At 35.7% G+C, this 20,019-nt stretch carries 15 protein-coding genes; 6 read left to right on the forward strand and 9 right to left on the reverse strand.

Annotation, left to right across the window (positions count from 1 at the left end):
* Positions 1 to 44: 44 nt before the first annotated feature.
* From SB679_RS14340 to SB679_RS14365, 6 genes are all read right to left on the reverse strand, one after another.
* Entirely contained in the window at positions 45 to 1,739 is a 1,695-nt protein-coding gene (locus tag SB679_RS14340) for a bifunctional alpha/beta hydrolase/class I SAM-dependent methyltransferase (protein WP_410702975.1), read from the reverse strand.
* Positions 1,720 to 3,117, reverse strand: coding sequence for a phosphatase PAP2 family protein (locus tag SB679_RS14345; RefSeq protein ID WP_410702976.1), 1,398 nt, complete (start codon positions 3,115 to 3,117; stop codon positions 1,720 to 1,722). Before SB679_RS14345 ends, SB679_RS14340 begins: the two co-directional genes overlap by 20 nt.
* A complete protein-coding gene (locus SB679_RS14350) occupies positions 3,030 to 3,785 on the reverse strand; it encodes an SDR family NAD(P)-dependent oxidoreductase (RefSeq protein WP_410702977.1) in 756 nt (251 codons plus the stop codon). The genes SB679_RS14345 and SB679_RS14350 overlap by 88 nt, the downstream gene beginning before the upstream one ends.
* Before the next feature lie 75 nt (positions 3,786 to 3,860).
* Positions 3,861 to 4,919 (reverse strand): patatin-like phospholipase family protein, encoded by a 1,059-nt coding sequence (locus tag SB679_RS14355; RefSeq protein WP_410702978.1) that lies wholly within the window; start codon positions 4,917 to 4,919, stop codon positions 3,861 to 3,863.
* Between the two features lie 64 nt (positions 4,920 to 4,983).
* Positions 4,984 to 5,799 carry a phosphatidate cytidylyltransferase gene (locus SB679_RS14360; RefSeq protein WP_410702979.1) on the reverse strand — a complete coding sequence of 272 codons (816 nt, stop codon included), beginning with the start codon at positions 5,797 to 5,799 and terminating at the stop codon, positions 4,984 to 4,986.
* Positions 5,789 to 6,391 (reverse strand): CDP-alcohol phosphatidyltransferase family protein, encoded by a 603-nt coding sequence (locus SB679_RS14365; protein ID WP_410702980.1) that lies wholly within the window; start codon positions 6,389 to 6,391, stop codon positions 5,789 to 5,791. Before SB679_RS14365 ends, SB679_RS14360 begins: the two co-directional genes overlap by 11 nt.
* A 175-nt stretch (positions 6,392 to 6,566) precedes the next feature.
* Here SB679_RS14365 and SB679_RS14370 point away from each other — a divergent pair, with 175 nt between their 5' ends.
* Both SB679_RS14370 and yidC read left to right on the forward strand, forming a co-directional pair.
* On the forward strand, positions 6,567 to 8,174 hold the full coding sequence (locus SB679_RS14370) for a CTP synthase (protein ID WP_410702981.1): 1,608 nt from the start codon (positions 6,567 to 6,569) through the stop codon (positions 8,172 to 8,174).
* A gap of 200 nt (positions 8,175 to 8,374) precedes the next feature.
* A complete protein-coding gene (yidC, locus tag SB679_RS14375; RefSeq protein ID WP_410702982.1) occupies positions 8,375 to 10,174 on the forward strand; it encodes a membrane protein insertase YidC in 1,800 nt (599 codons plus the stop codon).
* A gap of 75 nt (positions 10,175 to 10,249) precedes the next feature.
* Here the strand turns inward: yidC and SB679_RS14380 are convergent, their stop codons facing one another.
* Positions 10,250 to 10,834, reverse strand: coding sequence for a ribonuclease HII (locus tag SB679_RS14380; protein WP_410702983.1), 585 nt, complete (start codon positions 10,832 to 10,834; stop codon positions 10,250 to 10,252).
* A 520-nt stretch (positions 10,835 to 11,354) separates the two neighbouring features.
* Here SB679_RS14380 and SB679_RS14385 point away from each other — a divergent pair.
* The 3 genes from SB679_RS14385 to SB679_RS14395 are packed head-to-tail and all read left to right on the forward strand — an operon-like array spanning position 11,355 to position 16,279.
* Entirely contained in the window at positions 11,355 to 14,315 is a 2,961-nt protein-coding gene (locus tag SB679_RS14385) for a SusC/RagA family TonB-linked outer membrane protein (RefSeq protein ID WP_410702984.1), read from the forward strand.
* A 4-nt stretch (positions 14,316 to 14,319) separates the two neighbouring features.
* Positions 14,320 to 15,780 (forward strand): SusD/RagB family nutrient-binding outer membrane lipoprotein, encoded by a 1,461-nt coding sequence (locus SB679_RS14390; protein WP_410702985.1) that lies wholly within the window; start codon positions 14,320 to 14,322, stop codon positions 15,778 to 15,780.
* A gap of 52 nt (positions 15,781 to 15,832) precedes the next feature.
* The gene (locus SB679_RS14395) at positions 15,833 to 16,279 is read left to right on the forward strand and encodes a lipocalin family protein (RefSeq protein WP_410702986.1); all 447 of its coding nucleotides are present in this window, start codon (positions 15,833 to 15,835) and stop codon (positions 16,277 to 16,279) included.
* Between the two features lie 193 nt (positions 16,280 to 16,472).
* Here the strand turns inward: SB679_RS14395 and SB679_RS14400 are convergent, their stop codons facing one another.
* A complete protein-coding gene (locus SB679_RS14400; RefSeq protein ID WP_410702987.1) occupies positions 16,473 to 16,628 on the reverse strand; it encodes a bacteriocin-like protein in 156 nt (51 codons plus the stop codon).
* Positions 16,629 to 16,866: 238 nt separating this feature from the next.
* Between SB679_RS14400 and argS the strand changes: the two genes are divergently transcribed.
* Complete coding sequence (gene argS / locus SB679_RS14405) at positions 16,867 to 18,627, forward strand: arginine--tRNA ligase (RefSeq protein ID WP_410702988.1); 1,761 nt, start codon at positions 16,867 to 16,869, stop codon at positions 18,625 to 18,627.
* Positions 18,628 to 19,089: 462 nt separating this feature from the next.
* On the opposite strand, the gene SB679_RS14410 is transcribed toward argS, so the two are convergent.
* Complete coding sequence (locus tag SB679_RS14410; RefSeq protein ID WP_410702989.1) at positions 19,090 to 20,019, reverse strand: YihY/virulence factor BrkB family protein; 930 nt, start codon at positions 20,017 to 20,019, stop codon at positions 19,090 to 19,092.

Consider the following 20,019-nt stretch of genomic DNA (forward strand, 5'->3'; position numbering starts at 1 on the left):
TTGAGAAGCCTTTTTTATGGAATTATGGTACAAAGACAAAAGATTTAAACATTAATCTTTCCTGAAGACACGGTGAAAATTCCAAAGTCATCAATCAACATATTTTCTTTTTGAATGCCGTTAAAAAGCATTACCCTGTCAAGTTCTTTTTGTGAACGTCTTCTCATGATCCAGTCTTCATTTTTATGATTATTCAGGACATAAGCAATCATTTTCAGTTGGGGATGCCATGGCTGTCCCGTGTAAACTACATAGGAATTCTTTTCAGAAACAGAAGCAACGCCCTGAATTGCTTTTCCTGCCATTTCATTATCTCCGAAAAGCTCCAGAATACCGGAAATAATCGTAATATTCGGTTCGAAGTTTAATTTTTTATAAGTTTCAGGATCAAAGCAGTCGAAATTTGTGAAGCGGATATGTTCATATTGCTTTTCCTGAATGACTTTTTCACCGATTTCAATATTAGCTTTTACAAACTCATTGATAACGATTTCTGTCTGGGGATATTTTTCTTTAATATCAAATAAATAATTTCCCGTTCCGCCGGCAATATCCAGAATTTTTACTTTCCGGCCTTCCTTTAAAAGTGCCTGGATATTACGCTCTAAAAGCTGTATCAAATGTTGTTTCCGGATTCGGATTCCTTTCCACCCGATGGCTTCCAGATAATTTTTATCCATCATTTTTCCGAAACCTAATTTTCCCTGTGGCTGATTATGGTATACGTAATCTAAAGAAATCCCGGAATCAAAACCATGTTTCAGACCGATGGCCATTCCGGTGCTGATCTTTCCGATTTTTGATAAGGACCATTTCTGGAATTTAAAATTTAAATTATTGCCAAGTTTATTCTGAAGGTTCTGGTATTCTTTTACAGAAAAACGGTCAGGAGTAAGAGACGGCTCTTCGGGAATATGTGCAAAACATTTTTCAGCAAAAGCTTTGATCCGGTCGTACACCATTTCCTTTCCGGTTTCAAATAGAATTCCATGGAAGAAATTAGGAAGAACGGCATATTCTTTCAGATCAGTATCTATTTTATAATGGAAATTTTTCTGTTCTTTATTGAAAACTACCTGATCTTTTTCCGCAGATAAAATAAGTGTAGGAATACCAATCGCCTCGGCATCTTCTACCAGACGCTTTCCTGCTTTTGCAAGGTCAATTAATAATTCTGCATCGATGGATCTGGTGATCAGCGGATCGGTATCATAGGCTTTCTGCTGCTCAGGATCATGCGTAAGCATCGTGGATTTTACGTAGCTTTTAATAATCAGTCCTTTTTTCAGTTTGGTTCCTAAAGTGATCATTTCATTGGCTAAAGGAACGATGAGGTTGATCTTAAAAGCGGGTGCAAGAAGCGCCATTCCTGCAATTCTTGGTGCAAAATCATGAGCCCATGCCGAAGCGATAACTCCTCCGATACTGTTGGCTACCACGAAAATATCAGAAATTTTTACCTCATATTTTGACTGTAAAAAGTGGGCAAATGAATCCATATCACGAACGTAATCCATAAAAACAGAAGACGTTTCTGTTTTCGTATGTCCATGTCCGCGCAGATCGAATGCGAAAATATTGTAGTTGGAAAATTGTGGCGACTGGGCTATATCGTTAAGCCTTTCAGAATGCTCATGTCCACGGTGGATCATAATGATGCTTTTTTGCTGAGGCTGGTAATTCCATTCTCTGTAAAAGATCTCGCTTTCATCAAAACTTTTAAAAATTCCGCTGTTCATAATAAGTAAAATATTTCAAAAAATCCTCTGCATAAGAATGGATAATCGCATTCTTATTGACAGATTTCATGTGGGTTATTGTTTGGTCTAAGGGTAAAGATAGAATATTTTTAATTACCAGCGTACCCATGCTGCTGCTTCTGGTAAAGCCCATTGTACAATGGATGAGTATTTTCCCATTGCCAGGAAGCTGTTGGTAATTTTCCGTAATTTGATGAACTAATTTTTTCGTTTCCTCTACATCAAATGTCCCGATATCTAAAAACGGTACAGAATAGTATTTTGATCTCTCTTTTATTAAGGAAGTCTCTTCCAGTTCGGCAGATAAATCATACACAAAAGTATTTTCATTAATCTCTATCTGTTGTACATCTGCAGTAGACAGTCTTGAGGAAATATAAATTTTTTGCATGATTTCTATCGGTGCTTTATTTTTCCTCAACCATTTCCAACATATGTAATAGATTAACTGGTAAGGAGCATAGAAAATCTTTTTCCATACAGGAATATTTCCATTTTTATCTTTTAAAAAATGAACGGCGTTTTTCTGATAATGATATCCTGTCAAAAGCATGACCAAAGCCGGCCACAACAGAAGTAGCCATACTCTTCCGAAGAATTGATTAAGGAATAATGAAATTGAAAAAATAATCCACCCGGATAAAAAATAGAAATTAGCTACCTGAAAATTTCGGTATCTGAAGTTGTTTTTCTGATCAGGAAACACAATAAAACTGATGTGGGCAAGAATGATTCCTGTGATGATATCAATGAAATGATGTTGGTAAGTCGTTAAGGTAGAAATGCCCAATGCAATGAGCCAGATCATTGAAAATAGTCTCAATTTTTGATTGAAATTCCTGAAAATAGTCCAGAAAATAAAAGCATAAGCAATATGTAAAGACGGGGATTGATTAAAAGGAGAATCAAGAGTTTTCAGGACCTGAAAAGAATATCCGAAAATTGCATTTCCTATATCAGGCTTCTGCAGAGAAAATCTCAAAGGGAATAAGACAAAACATATTCCAGCAATGACGGTAACAAAAAGCATTCTTTGGGTTAACAGCTTAAGTTGTTTTTTGTCATAACACAATAAAAATACCAGACAGAAAAGGGTTCCGCTGCTCAGGTAAGGGATGATGGTCCAGGGAACAAAAGGAATGTATTTTTCAAAACTAAAGACAAATGAAGATATATTTTCCAATGTGGAAATATACCATGCCGCAGTATTATAGATGATGGTAAATGCCACTGCGCAAATCAGCAGCGCATACAATTTATCTTTACTTTTTATTCGTTTTTCATCCATTTCGCTTTCCTGAACATGATTAGGTTTAATAAGGAGGAGGGAAGTACAGCCAAAGATTTCATCATCCATTTCATTTTTGAAGGAAAAATGATAAGTTTTTTTTGTTTTTCAATGGCATCAGCAATAAGATTAGTTGCTGTTTTAACATCAATGAGAAACGGCTTTTTACTGAGATCATTATTGTTGAGGTCTCTGAGCTTTGCCGTATCTACATATCCCGGTGCAATGGTAGTTACGGAGATCCCAAAAGGTTTCAGTCCCCGGTGATACGCGTCTGCCATTTGGATGACCGAACGTTTTGTTTTGGTATACAGGCTCGAGTTTTCATAATCCAAAATCCCGGAAACAGAAGCAATAACGGCAATCCTGCCTGTACGCTGTCCTTTCATTACCCTTCTTGCTACTTCAAAACAATGAACAGTACCGAGAATATTGGTGCTCAACATTTCCTCTGCTTCCTCATAAGAGATTTGTCCGGCCACATCTTCTGCATAACTTCCTGTGCAGTTGATGAAAATATCTAAATCCTCATTCTCCGGGAGAAAAGACTGTACAGCATATAATAGATCATCTATCTGACAGACATCTGCCTTAAATGCTTTTAAATCCGCGAAATTATTGCCAGATATTTTATTCAGGTCTCTTCCGCAAATACCTACACGATATCCTTTTGAAAGATAATGTTCAGCAAGAGAGTAGCCGATTCCCGAAGTTCCGCCTGCGATAAAAACATTCATGAGAAGGTTGTGTTTTTCAAATTAAGGTAAAAATAAATTTTATTAGTGAAAATAAGGATAATTGCTGACATGTTTTTAACGGGAGAAAATAGGATTACTTCCGTTAATTCCTTTCATCGTCTGATCAAAACCATACTGCCATTGTTTTTCCTGATCTTCCACAAATTGTTTGTAGCTTTTAGGAAAAGAAAGTGCGATCTCAAATTTTTTCCAGTCAATACTTTTTTTAATATAATGTCCTTTCAATACTTGTTTGATATTCATCGTGTCAATCTGTAAGTCCGGAGCCTGTTGTTCAATTTCTTCCAGTCTTTTATTACCGCTATATCCTAAAACAGCTTGTACGAAAGCTTCTTCAACAGGACTATAGGATTGTTTTTTTTCAATGATAACCTGATCTGCAAGATGCCTTGCCAGTTCCACAGGAATCAGATCAACAGCACCGCCGGCAAAATAAGTTCCGTGAAGTAGGGCAGGAGCTACATAAAACATATCGGAAATAGAGATTCTTGTGGCCTCCAGCATAGAAACATCTGTTTTGAGTTTTGGGATAATTTCTATGGCGCTTTTTTGTAAATTTTCAGAATGGATCATCACCTTTTCCGGACGTATTCTCTTAGCGGTTTGAGGATCGGTGAAAATTATTTTTTGATATAATTTTTTATCATTTCGTTTCTGATAGGTTTCTGCAGGACTAAAAAGAAGCTCTGAACCTATAATAACAGTAGGGATTTCCTGAGAAAGCTGAGTATGTTGCAAAGAAGGGAAGTCTTCAGCCAAGTTCTGATTCATTTCAACCAGATACCGCGTGAAAACATCTTCGATGTAAGGCGCATTTTTGTTGTTTATTAATTTTTTTAATGAAAAAAGTCCTATTTCATATAATTTCCGATGTTTTGTCAGTGTGGTTTGGGAAACAAACCGATAATATTCTTCTGATGTTAAATAATCTTTTCTTGAAAGGGTATCGGGAAAAGCATTGATCACTGTGGCCGCAAATGCACCGCCGCAGGAAGCAATCAGGACTTCAGGTTTCATTCCGGATTCTTCCAGGGCTGCGAATATTCCGAGATAGATCATAAGCCGGGTTCCGCCGCCTGAAAAAATAAGTGCTCTGTTCAATTTTTCATTCATTATATACATGCTGGAAATTATATTTCGGATCGTAATCTAGCATTAAATACTATTCATTACTTTTTTATCTCTTTAAAAGGAAGGTGAGAATCCAGAAAAATAAGGGAGCATTAAAAATTAAACTGTCCATTCTGTCTAACAAACCACCATGTCCCGGAAGAAGATCGCCGGTATCTTTGACTGTTGCTTTTCTTTTTAAATACGACATAAATACATCGCCGAAAAATCCGGAAACACCTAACAACAATCCAATAAGGGTATTGATAAGGATATTGAAAGGTAATAAAAAGTAACCTAAAATATTACTTAAGATTATGGTAAGAAATACACCGCCGAGAAATCCCTCTAATGTTTTATTGGGACTTATTCTAGGAACAATTTTATGTTTTCCGAAAAATTTACCCATCAGATATTGAAAAACATCATTTAATTCAGTGACCACCACTACAAAAATGATGGAGTATATTCCTGAATCATGATCTCTGATGAAAGCTAAATGCGGAAAAGAAAATAAACAGACCATCAAGGCAATACCTATCCCCGAAAGTTGTTGAAAGGATGCTTTTAGAATGAGAAAATACAATAAAAAGATAGCCGCCAGGACAGCACTGTAAATAAAATAATCTTCGTCTTTCATGAAATACAGCAGAAAAAATTGTGAAACTCCAACCACAAGGGAAAGGAAAACCAGGTTTGTTTTAACCTTAAACAATCTTAGAAACTCAAAAAAACATTGAAAACTAATCCATGACACAAAGACTTTCATGGCCAAAGGATGAGAAATAGCCAGAGAAAAAGCAATAATGATATATCCCCAGGTTTTTACCCTCAGCGGAACATCTGCAAATTTATTTTCAGGGGTTGGACTTTCAGGCTTCATTCAGAGATTTCTTAAGTCGTACGTAGGTACTGATGAAAAGAAGGAGAATGATCAGCCCGAAAATATATTGGGAATAATCAGCAATATTTGCTCCGAAAAATAGGGCTAGTCCATACATTCCAAGGATCAGAGCGCGGTCGCTTTTTCCCATCGGTCCTTCATACCGGCGTTCTTTTCCAATCACTTTTCCCATAAGTCCGGCAAATTCGTTGATGATGCTCATTATAATGAATACAACAATTACATATAAATTCTCTGGCTGAAATTTAATAAGCGGAAAAAATATAATCACATCAGAAACGATATCTCCGATTTCATTCAACACTTCACCCAGTTTGCTGGTTTGGTTAAATTTTCTTGCCATCATTCCGTCCAGGGCGTTCAGTGCCATCCTGATGAGAAGTCCTATCGGCAGGCTCAGAAAAAACCATTTTGAAATATCGGCGTTCCAGAATAAAATCCCAATAAGCACAGAAAGCAGAATAGAACTTACGGTAATCTGATTAGCGGTAATCCCATGTTTGTGTAAAAATAACAAAACAGGAGTCAGCAGCTGCTGGAATTTTGGTTTTAATTGATATACCGAAATCATTGTGTTTATTGGATTTTTGAGTTTTTGGTGAAATCAAATGTAGATAAAAATTTTCATCAAATCTAAAGTTCTTTTTTAATTACCCAATCACGAATCAAAGTTAAATTAAGATTTAAAAGTGCTACAAAATTGCTTTGTATTTCTTTTTCCCATAACTTTGCACAAACCTAATCTAATGAGTAAAAAGAATACAAAGTACATCTTTGTGACAGGAGGTGTAACTTCATCTTTGGGAAAGGGAATCGTTTCTGCTTCTCTGGGACTTCTACTAAAATCACGCGGCTTTAATGTAACGATCCAAAAATTAGATCCTTACATCAATATCGACCCAGGAACATTAAACCCTTATGAGCACGGAGAGTGCTATGTAACCGAAGATGGTGCAGAGACGGATCTGGATTTAGGACACTACGAGCGTTATTTGGACGCCCCAACTTCTCAAAACAATAACGTTACCACAGGAAAAATCTACCAAACTGTCATTGAAAAAGAAAGAAAAGGAGATTTCTTAGGAAAAACAGTTCAGGTAATTCCTCATATCACCAACGAAATTAAGCGCAGAATTAAAATGCTTTCCAAGCAGAACTACGATATCATTATTACTGAGATCGGAGGAACGGTAGGAGACATTGAATCTTTGCCTTACATTGAAACGGTTCGCCAGTTGAAATGGGAACTGGGTGAGAAAAATACAATGGTTATTCACCTTACTTTATTGCCTTATCTGGCATCAAGTGGAGAATTGAAAACAAAACCATCACAGCATTCCGTTCGTCAATTGATGGAAAGCGGGATTATGGCAGATGTGTTAGTATGCAGAACAGAACATACCATTCCAAAAGATCAGAGAGCAAAATTGGCTCAATTCTGTAACGTACCTTTAGATAATGTTATTGAGTGTAAAGATTTGGAAACGATCTATGAAGTTCCTATTTACCTTCAAAAACAAAACTTTGATGATGTAGTTCTGAAAGAATTAGATCTTAAAAGTGATAAAGAAGCAGATCTTAAAGACTGGAAAGTTTTCCTTAAGAAATTCAAAAATCCAAAGAGAACCGTAGAAATTGCATTAGTAGGAAAATATATTTCCCTGCAGGATTCTTATATTTCTATTGCTGAAGCCTTCAAACATGCAGGAGCAAGCCAGGAAACTGAAGTGAAAGTAAGATGGGTATACAGTGGAGATATTACCGCTGAGAATATCAATGAAACCTTGAATGGTGTTGACGGAATTCTTGTGGCTCCAGGTTTTGGAGACCGAGGAATTGAAGGAAAAGTACTTACAGCTCAATACGCAAGAGAAAATAAAGTTCCGATGTTGGGGATTTGTTTAGGAATGCAGATCATGACTGTTGAATTTGCAAGAAATGTTCTGGGACATAACAAAGCAAACTCAATGGAATTTGATACCTCTACACCGGATCCTGTAATTTCCATCATGGAAGAGCAGAAGAATATTGTAGATAAAGGAGGTACAATGCGTTTGGGAGCATGGAAATGTGCGTTGAAAAACGGTTCTAAACTATCTGAAATCTACGGAACTAAAAATATTTCCGAAAGACACCGTCACCGTTATGAATTCAACAGTGAGTATCTTCAGGAATTTGAGAAAAACGGTTTCCTGGCTACAGGTACCAATCCTGAAACAGGATTGGTTGAAGCACTTGAAATGCCGGATCATCCGTTCTATGTTGGGGTTCAGTATCACCCGGAATACAAGAGTACGGTAGCAACACCGCATCCATTATTCAAAGCTTTTATTAAGGCTTGTGAGAAGAAATAAGGTAATTCTTTAATTACAAACGTCATATAGTAAACTCAAGTTGATTATTATCAGCTTGAGTTTATTATATAGTAATATATTATAGGATAGAGTTTTGATAAAAAAACAGTATTTTTGTCGACTCGAATTATGAACAATGTTCTATATAGTACAGAACATTGCTCTACAGATAAATAGGTAAAAAATTTAATTACAATAAAATGCAACAGAACAACGGACTCGATAAAAGTCAAATGATTAGTTTTGCGGTTTTATGTTTGGTACTCTTCGGTTTTATGTTTTATTTCCAAAACAAACAATCGAAAGAGGAAGAGGTAAAAGCTCAGCAACAAAAGACTGAACAAGTTAAAAATGCTGTAAAACAAACTCAGGCAAGCAATATCAATCCAAATGTAACTCCTAATGAAATTCAGACGGCTGCTTTAGCAAACAATGAATTGAAGTTGGAATTTTCCAGCTTGGGAGGGCAGGTTTCTAAAGTAGAGCTGTCTAAATACAAAGCATACGATCATACATCGGATAGAGCAGATCTTCCGCTTTATCTTATTAATAAAAAGAACTCAAATTACGGGTTCCAGTTTAAAGATAAAACAGGGAAAGTAATTAATACCAAAGACCTTGTTTTCTCTCCGCTTGTTAAAGGAAATGTAGTAACGCTTACGGCTAACTATAACGGAGCGGTTATTCAGTTCATCTATACATTACTTCCTAAATATACCCTGGATTTTAAAGTAAGAACGCAAGGTCTTGCAGCTGTAACTTCTGATACCAAAGCAGATTTTATCTGGGATTATAATGTAAGAAATCTTGAAAAAGGACGTGCTCAGGAGCAGTCGCATTCAGAATTCTCTTATGCGTTCAATAATTATAAATCATATGATTATGATGGAAGAACGACGATGGAGGAAGAAAAAGAAACCCTTAACTGGATCGGTGTAAAACAACAGTTCTTCACTTCAGTAATTGAAGCTAAGAGCGGATTTACACACAGTAAAGGAAATCAGGAGTCTATTGAAGAAGGAGAATATTTGAAGAAATTCAACTATGAAGGATTTGTTCAGATGACAGGTAGCGAGCTTAATCAGGACTTTACCTGGTATTTTATGCCGCTTGATTTACCTCTGTTGAAATCTTATGATAAAAACTTTGATGAGATCTTACCATTAGGTTGGTCACTGATTGGTTGGATGAACCGTGGGTTCTTCATGCCAATGTATAACTTTATTGCTTCTTGGGGACTTACAGCAGGTTGGGTAATTTTCTTACTGACCATTATTGTAAAGTTGATTCTATCACCAATTATGTATAAGCAGCATAAATTGAGTGCCATGATGAAAGTAATCCGTCCGGAGATTGATGAAGCAAATGCTAAATTTAAGGATGCAGATCCAATGAAAAAGCAACAAGCGACGATGGAAATCTATCGAAAGGCAGGAGTGAATCAGATGGCGGGATGTCTGCCGGCGCTGGTACAGATTCCTATTTTCTATGCGTTATTCCGATTCTTCCCGAACTTTATTGATCTGAGAGGAAAAGGATTCTGGTTTGCAAAAGATCTTACCGCTTATGATGACTTGATAAAACTTCCATTTAAAGTTCCATTCTTAGGAGATCACTTAAGTGTATTTGCATTAGCATGTACTGTAGTAATCTTGATTTATACGATCATGACTTCAGGAAATATTCAGCAGCCTCAGCAAGAGGGTATGCCTAACATGAAAGTGTTGATGTATATCTTCCCGGTTACATTCCTGTTCTTCCTGAATACTTCAGCATCGGGTCTTTCTTGGTATTACTTTATATCCAATGCCATTAACATCTTAATTATCCTTGTAATCAAATACTGGATTTTAGATGAAAAGAAAATTCATGCACAGATTCAGGCGAATAAAGAAAAGCCTAAAACAGAAGGCAAGTTCCAGAAGAAAATGAGAGAAATGATGGAGAAAGCTCAGGACCAGCAAAAAACTGTTGAGCAGCAAAAAGGTAAAAAGAAATAACTTACTTATAATAAAAAAAAGAGAAGCATTAATTAGTGCTTCTCTTTTTTTTATGCGTATACCTGTAATGAGTTATTAATCATACTTTAATCTGAAAGACTGTCGGTGGTGAATGGTTGGACCATTCTTTATAAGAGCTTCCTGATGTTTCTTTGTTGCATAACCGAAGTTGGTATTCCACCCATATTCCGGATGCTCCTCATGAAGCTCGATCATAAGTCGGTCTCTGTAATTTTTTGCCAGAATAGAAGCCGCAGCAATAGACAGTACTTTTGAATCGCCCTTAATGATGCATTGATGAGGAATGAAATTATAAGGATGAAATTTATTTCCGTCTACAAGAATAAGTTCCGGTCGTATGGTTAATTGATCCAATGCACGGTGCATGGCATGAATGCTCGCATTCAGTATATTATGCTCATCAATGAATGAAGGGGGAAGTTCTGCGATGGCATAATTCTTAACATTATCTTTGATGTAGCTGTCAAGTTCCATTCTTGTTTTGAATGTCAGCTTTTTGGAATCATCCACCAAGTTTTGTTTAAAACTATCATCTAAAATAACTGCAGCAGCAACTACAGGGCCACTCAGACATCCTCTTCCCACTTCATCACATCCTGCTTCGATATAAGCATTTGACCAGTTTTTTATCAAATCCATTCCAATTTTTTCTCTCTAAAATATTAAGGGATAAAATTAAAAAAAATAAAATGTATTGGAGGATGCATTATCATAAACTTTAGTGAAATCATATCAATTCCCAATTAAAATGAAAGGTAAAATTCCAAAGTTTTCTAATGTTTGTCGCTTTTTTCTGTTTGATAGAGCCTTTGAGTGTTTTTTGTTGATAAAAAAATATATGCATTGCATTGTTCTTTTGTGTGGTATGTTTTTGCTTCTTTGCTTTTTATAAATGCACTGTATTGAAAATCAGTCATTAGTGAGTTATTTTTCATCATAATTTATAGATACTATCAATAATAATTATCGTTATTATATTTCAAACAAAAGTGATATTTAAATATATTATATTTGTTAAAAAACTATTTTTTAACTTAATTTAATAATTTTATTTTTGTTTATATTGCATTTTATTGAATAATTCATATTTTTTTTGCATTTTGTTTTGTGTTGTTAATAAAGTTTTACAAATTTGTATCACTACAAAATTAAATTTGATATGAAGAAACTAACAGCAGGTGTTCTGGTTTTAGTATTGTCTTCGTCTGTCGCTATTGCTCAAGCTCAACAGAAGAAAAATGATACTATAGACACTAAAGAAATTGAGGGGGTAGTCGTTACCGCCCTCGGGATCAAGAGAGAGAAAAAATCTCTTGGATATGCTTCTGAAGAGGTAAAAGCAGAGGCATTAGTAGGGGGAACGACAAATACAGGAAATGTGGCTTCACTTCTTTCTGGTAAAGTAGCAGGTTTACAGGTTAATACAAACAACAACTTTGGAGGATCTGCCAATCTTTTGATAAGAGGGTATAAGTCTCTATCCGGAGGATCTCCTCTTATTGTAATAGATGGATCTCCTGTTAATAATAATAGCGTTACAGGATCAATTTTTGATTATGGAAACTTTCTTTCTGATATCAACCAGGAAGACATTGAGTCTGTTAACGTATTAAAAGGTGCAGCAGCTTCTGCACTATATGGAGAAAGAGGTAGCGATGGAGTTATTTTGATCGTTACCAAAAGTGGCCGTGGAAAAGATGATGGCAGCTGGGGAGTAACTCTAAGCTCCGGGATCACAGCCGGGTTTATAGATAAATCAACTTTCCCTAAATATCAGACAAAATACGGTGCAGGATATGGTGGCGAGTCCTGGAATGAAGATCCAGGCCCTGGAGGATACAATTATGCCAATTTTGCGGACGATGCATCTTATGGACCTGCATTTAATCCTAATCAATTAGTATACCAATGGGATTCTTATGATCCTTCTTCTCCTAACTATGGAAAAGCAACACCTTGGGTAGCAGCTAAAAATGGTCCTATCAAGTTTTTTGAGACGCCTATTACTTATGTGAATACCATTACTATTGAAAAAGGAAATAAAACTTCAAACCTTTCCTTATCGTATTCCAATATGCTTTCCAATGGTCTGATGCCTAATTCGGAATTAAGAAAAAATACAATATCAGCCAAGTTTAACCACGACTTTACAGATAAACTGCATGCTTCAGTTTTCACGACTTTAACATTACAGGATACTAAAGGGCGAAATGAAACAGGGTATTCTGATAACATTATTTCTGGGTTCAGACAGTGGTGGCAGACCAATGTAGATGTTGCATCATTGAGAAATGCCTATGTTAACAATGGATTTGGTAACTTTTCATGGAACAGATCTTCATCTGAAGATGGAACACCTCAATACTGGAATAATCCTTATTTCCAAAGATATCAGAACTATCAGACTGATAACAGAACCAGAGTGTTCAGTTATGCTCAGTTAAAGTATGATGTTTCTAAGAATTTTGGACTTACCGGTAAACTATCCTATGACGATCTTCAAATGGTGGTAGAAGAAAGATTAATGAACGGTTCGATTCCTCAGTTATTTGGAGCTTCTCAGTTGAATACAAGTTCCGGATATGCCAGAACGAATGTGAAAAATACCGAGATCAACTTCGATTTATTTGCGAATTATAAATTTGATGTTACTCCGGATTTTAATATCAGTGGTATTGTTGGGGGTAACGTGAGAAGAAATTTAGTTGATAATTTATATGCAAGTACAGAAGGAGGACTTTCCAAGCCAGGTTTATTTGCTATTTCTAACTCAGTAAGAAGTATCCTTCCTCCTGATGAGACTTATCAGAAGTTTCTGACATCAAGTGCTTATGCAACGGCATCTTTTGCCTATAAAAATTTCTTATTTGTAGATGGAACCTTCCGTATGGATCAGTCTTCTAATTTACCTAAAGATAATAACAGCTATTCTTACCCATCTATTACGGGAGCGGTTATTTTATCAGAATTCGTAAAGCAGGACTGGCTAAGCTTCTGGAAAATAAGAGGAAACTATGCTGAAGTAGGTTCTTCTACCTCAAACTACAGACTACAAAATACATTCAAAGCAAGAGGAGAAGGATTGTTTGATCAACCTTATTTCCTTGCTAACCCGGATTTAAAACCTCAAAGATCTAAGGAAGTAGAATTCGGTATGGAAGCTCAGTTCTTCAAAAACAGACTAGGATTTGATGTTGCCATCTATAAAACAAGAACCTTAAACCAAATTATTAATTTACCGGTATCTTCTGCTACAGGATATAGAACATTTTTAGTGAATGCAGGGCAGATTAATAATAAAGGGATAGAAGTACAATTAAATGGTACTCCATTAAAAACAAATGATTTTAGATGGGATATCAATGTAAACTGGTCTAAGAATGAGAATGAAGTAATTAAATTAAATGGAAATTCTCAAAATTACCTAATGGCAACCTATCAGAATGGAGTATCTCTTAACGCACGTGTAGGAGAATCTTTTGGGGCTTTAGTAGGATCAGATTATCAGTATGATGCCAACGGACAGAAAATAGTTGATCCGGTTTCAGGAAATTATCTGAGAAATAACAATCAAGTGATAGGAAATATCACTCCTGACTGGGTAGGAGGGGTAAGAAATACTTTCCGTTATAAAGAATTCTCGGTAAGTTTCCTTATTGATGTGAAGAAAGGAGGAGATGTGTATTCTCCCGATATGGCATATGGAACAGCAACGGGACTATATGCAGAAACTGCAGATTATAGAGAAAGCGGCATAGTAAATCCGGGAGTAAATCCTAACGGAAATGTAAATACTACTGTTGCGGGTGATCCAACATCTGCCGGTAGTGTGGATGGATACGGAGTTATGCCGAACAAAAGATTCGTTTATGATGCTTCATATGTGAAATTAAGAGAAGCAAGTATCGGATACAGTCTGCCAAAATCAGTGTTAGCTAATACTTCTATTCAGGATGCTAAAATTTCAATTGTGGGAAGAAACTTATGGATCATCCACAAAAACTTACCTTATGCAGATCCGGAAGCCGGAACTGGTAATGGATTAGCTGCTAAAGGTCAGTCAATTGGGGTTTTACCTACCACTCGTGACATAGGGATCGATATAACTTTAAAATTCTAAAAAAATGAAAAAAATATTTTTAATTATAGGTTTTGCATCATTAACACTAGCTTTAAACTCGTGTGAGAGAGACAGTACTTCTCTTAATGAAGATCCAAAACACCCAACAGAAGTTCCTTCCGGTGTACTTTTCGCCAGTGCTGAACAGGTTTTGCTTGATCAGGTATTGAATGTAAATGTTAACCGTAATATCACCAGATTTTTCACTCAACAATGGTCGGAAACAACCTATATCGATGAATCAAGATATGATATGGTGTCAAGACCTATTCCAAGAAACCACTACAACCGTATGATGGCATCTTCTTCTGCAACCATTAACTCTCCTGGAGTTTTGTCAGCATTAAGAGATGCAAGAAAGTTTCTTGATTCAGAAGGGGTAAGTGCTACTCAAAAAAATAATAATATAGCCATGATCGAATTGGTCAATGCATATGCATGGGCTAATCTTGTGGATACTTATGGAGATATTCCTTATTTCGGGGCATTGAAGGCAACGGCTGAAAATCCTGGAAATTCAGAAATCCCTTATGACGATGCTAAAACGATCTATTTAGACCTTATCAACAGAATTAATACTGCGCTTGCAATGATTAATACTTCTGAAACAGGATATTCTAATGACATGATCTATAAAGGAGACATGAATAAGTGGAAAAAAATGGGTAACTCTTTGAAGTTTAGATTAGCCGTTACATTGGCTGATGTAGAACCTGCTCTTGCTAAAACACATGCAGAAGCAGCATTCGCAGCTGGATTATTTACTGAAAAGGCAGATAATTTCGGACTACAAACGTTTCCTTCAGGATTATTATCCAACCCGGTTTACCAGGATGTGATCCAATCCGGTAGAAATGACTTTTTACCTTCTGATGTTTTAGTTAACTTTATGAATGGTAAAAGTGATCCAAGAAGAGCAGTTTGGTTTACTACTGTTGGGGGAGCTTATATTGGAGGTAAATATGCAAAACAAAATGTATTTGGCCAGTATTCTCACTTTACCAATGCTATTTCGGGAGAAAATGCACAAGGCTTTTTATTGGATTACTCAGAAATTATGTTTTTGAGAACGGAGGCTGCTGCAAGAGGATTTAGTGTAGGAGGTACTGCCGCTACTTTATATCCATTAGCAATTAAAGCTTCTATGACTGAGTATGGAGTAGCTGATGCTGATGCTACTGCATTTATTACAGCTAACCCTTATGATGCTGTGAACTGGAAAAAATCAATTGGAGAGCAGGCTTGGATTGCCATGTTCAATAAAGGATTCCAGGCATGGAATTTTGCCAGAAGATTAGACTTCCCGGTATTTGTAAATCCATCAAATTCAAGAGTAGAAGCTGTTCCTATCAGAATGCGTTACTCTGATCAGGAATACCTTTTGAATGCAGCTAATGTAAATGCAGCAGCTGCAAAAATTGGAGGTGATAAAGTATCAACAAAATTATTTTGGGATAAATTTTAAACTAAATAATAACCTCAACAAAATTTTTTGTTGAGGTTTAAAACTTTTTTATATGAGATTTTTTATAGGAATTCTTCTATTGGCGGGTATTGTTTCTTGTTCCAGTAATGATGATAACAATGTGGTTGAAGAGAACATAAGCATGGACGGAAGCTGGAAGCCGTATAAGTATGAATTCAGAGGAAAAACTATAATGGTTGGGGATTGTCAGCAACAAGGACTGATACAGATTAATCCTGATTTATCCGGAGTATACGAAAGGTATGATGTATCTACTTCAGGAGGCTGCAATAAATTCGATTCTTTTGTAGGTAAATGGACCTATGATAAATTATACAACACTCTTACTATTACGTATACAGAATCAGACACTCAGAAAACCATGATAAAAAATGTAGAATCCTATTCCGCTACTGAACTCAGAATTCATGATAATTCTCAGAATTTGGATAATGTGCCGGGAAATGATGAAGCAATCTTAGTTTTTAGAAAAGGATAATTCTAAAAAAATAATCATTATGATAAAAAAGAGACTGTATAAAATATACAGTCTCTTTTTTTAATGTTTGTCTTAAATGAATAATGATTTTTCTAAAGGCGAATCCACTATTGAAATCATTTTTAAACTTTAGGATGAGTACAATATAAAAGAGGCCGCTTTCACGAGTTGTGAGGCGGCCTCTTTATGATTTTTAGGGATTACATACTGTTTCTTCCCGAAGGCATGCACCCCATGCTCTACATTGTTTGTAACCGGCAGGACAGGTTCCCCATGGTTCACAACAAGGAGCATTACCGCCGTTAATTTCTTTAAGTTCTGCTTTAGAAATTTTCTTTAAATTTTTCATAGTAAGTTATGTTTGGTTTAATAAATATACATAAAAATATAAAGCCTTTTTACTTTTCAAAAAAACTAATATTAGTAAATATTTGAAAGTCCATTATCTCGTTGTATAGGGTTGTCTTTTTTATTTCACTAAATTTGTATTTTAAAAAAGGGAAATGAAATAGTTTGGGAAGATTTCATTCTCAAAACGATGATCATTTAGGCTGTTTTACATGGCCATGAAAAAATAAATAGTAGACATGAATATTAAAGATATAATAGAAGAAAAACTTTCGGAAGTTATTTTAAATGTATATCAGTTAAAAGATATTAAACTGGAAATTCAGGAAAATAAAACTGAATATGAGGGCGATTTTACCATCGTAACCTTTCCATTGGTAAAACAGCTGAAGAAAAACCCTGAAAGTATCGGTGTTGAGCTGGGAGAAGCTTTAACAGAGCAGACCGATGTATTGGAAAGTTTTAATGTTGTAAAAGGTTTCCTTAACGTAAAAGTTAAAAATCAGTTTTTTATAGATAATTTCAGATCGGTGAGCGAAAACTTTTCAACCATAGAAAAGAAAAACGCGACGGTAATGGTAGAATATTCTTCTCCAAATACTAATAAGCCGCTGCACTTAGGACATGTAAGAAACAATTTATTAGGATTTTCTGTAGCTCAGATCTTAAAAGAAGCAGGATATAATGTCATTAAAACTCAGATCATCAACGATAGAGGTATTCATATCTGCAAGTCGATGCTGGCTTGGGAAAAGTTCGGACATGGAGAAACTCCTGAGACAACAGGTGAGAAAGGAGATAAATTTGTAGGGAATTATTATGTGAAATTTGACCAGGAATATAAAAAAGAAATTGCTGAACTTGTTGCACAGGGAATGACTGAAGATCAGGCTAAAAAAGAAGCTCCATCGATGAAGGAAGCTCAAAAAATGTTGTTGGACTGGGAAAATGGAGATGAAAAAGTAAGAGCACTTTGGAATGAAATGAATTCATGGGTGTACAAAGGTTTTAATGAAACCTATACAAGATTGGGAGTTGATTTTGACAAAATTCAGCATGAAAGCAGTACCTATATTTTAGGAAAAGATCTTATTCAGACAGGCCTTGATAAAGGAGTTTTATACCAGAAAGAAGACGGTTCCGTATGGTGTGATCTTACCGACGAAGGATTAGATCAAAAACTATTGTTGCGTTCAGACGGAACCTCTGTATATATGACGCAGGATCTTGGAACTGCGGTGGAAAGATTCAAAGATAATGATATTCAGAAGCTGATCTATACCGTAGGAAACGAGCAGGATTACCATTTTCAGGTATTGTTTAAGATATTGAAAAAATTAGGATATGCATGGGCAGATCAGTTGTTCCACCTTTCTTATGGAATGGTAGAACTTCCGAACGGTAAAATGAAATCCCGTGAAGGAACCGTAGTAGACGCAGATGAACTGATGCAGGAAATGCACGACACCGCTGCACAAAAAGCAATAGAAAACGGAAAACTGGAAAACCTTAGCGAGGAAGATAAAAAAGCGTCTTACGAAACCATTGGAATGGGAGCGTTGAAGTATTTTATGCTTAAAGTAGATCCTAAGAAAAAGATGTTGTTCAATCCTTCAGAAAGTATTGAATTTAATGGAAATACAGGCCCGTTCATTCAGTATACTTATGCGCGTATCCAATCTTTAAAGACAAAAGCAAACTATGTATATAAAGATATTTCTGAAGTAGCTGTGAATCAATCAGAAAAAGAACTGATCATGCAGTTGGCAAATTATAAAGCAATTGTAGAAAAGGCAGCAGAATCATTAAGTCCGGCTTTAGTGGCGAATTATGTGTATGATGTAGTGAAATCTTATAACTCATTCTACCAAAGCAATCCAATCCTGATCCAGGAAGATGAAAATAAAAAACAGTTCCTTTTAAATCTTTCAGATGTGACAGGGAAAGTAATCCAAAAATCCTTATCTCTTCTGGGAATAGAAACGGTCAACAGAATGTAATAGAAAGACATTTAAACTTAGAGATGTCAAACTTTATCATTATAACGTTAAGATAGAAAACAATCGGTAACACCGAAAAAAGCCTCCTGAATTTCAGGAGGCTTTTTGTATCAAACTTGTTTGAACTTTTTATTTTAACCACGAAAGCCATTTTTTTTGAGCAACTAAGCTTATTTAAGTTAGAAGTACATAATTATCTGTGTAAATCTGAGAAATCTGTGGTCAAAGAAAAAAATCAAATATTTTTATTTATCATACAAAAACAATCTGCTCAATCCACATAATCTGTGCGAATTTAAATGTAACATAATTTAATAATTATCTGTGTAAATCTGTGGCCAAAGAAAATAAATCCCAAAAATCTCCTTAAGTAAGTTAACTTTAATTTGTAGAATCATATTCCCCTCTTTTGGAGGGGTGTCAAATCCAAGATTTGACGGGGTGGTTTAAAAACAAATTAAGTTAAACCTGCGGATTTTCATCCTTATGGCTATCCGCATATAATTTGGCAGCACTCCATTTTGCATGTTTGGAAGGAGTAATTTTATACCCTTTCTTGTAGGAATATACTTTGGTAAATTCGGCTCCGAAGAATACCAGCATACACGAATAATTAATCCACATCATAATTAAAATCACCGTACCGGCCGTTCCAAATGCTGAAGTAGGTTTAAAATTACTGAAATAAAGACTCAGTAAAAACTTACCTAAAGTAAATAAAATAGTCGTTAATAAAGCTCCTTTCCAGACAGGTTTCCAGTTGATCTGTACATCCGGAAGCACTTTAAACATCAATGCGAATAAAAGCATGACCAGTACAAAGCCTATCCCGAAATTCACTAATTCTACAAGCATATAGGTTTCGAGGCCAAAATAATTGGTAATCCAGTTGTTAAAAAGACTGATCATCGAAGATAAGATCATGGTGATCATTAATAAAAATCCGAGGATAAGAATCATTCCTAGTGAATTGGCTCTGTCGAGAATAAACTTAACCAACGCTTTTTTAGGAGCAGCTTCCACATCCCAAAGGGTATTCAACGAATGCTGCAGTTGAAAAAATAGAGTAGTGGAACCAAAAACTAAAGAACCGATTCCCACTATTTTCATAAAAATATTCTGTTTGTCGATCAGCGCACCTGCAATCATGCTTTGAATGCTTTGGGCAACATCAGTTCCCATCAATCCACTGATTTGATTGCTTATTTCTCCACGGATTGCCTCTTCACCGAAGAAATTTCCGGCAATCCAGATGATGATAATCAATAACCCCGGAATGGAAAAAATGGCATAATATGCAAGACTTGCCGAATCCCTGGATGCGGAAGAATCATTCCATTCTGTAAAGGCTTCTTTTAAAACGTCCCAGAAAAATTTTATATTTTTTATCAT

It is taken from the genome of Chryseobacterium sp. SIMBA_029, from assembly GCF_046535275.1.
Classification (GTDB): domain Bacteria; phylum Bacteroidota; class Bacteroidia; order Flavobacteriales; family Weeksellaceae; genus Chryseobacterium.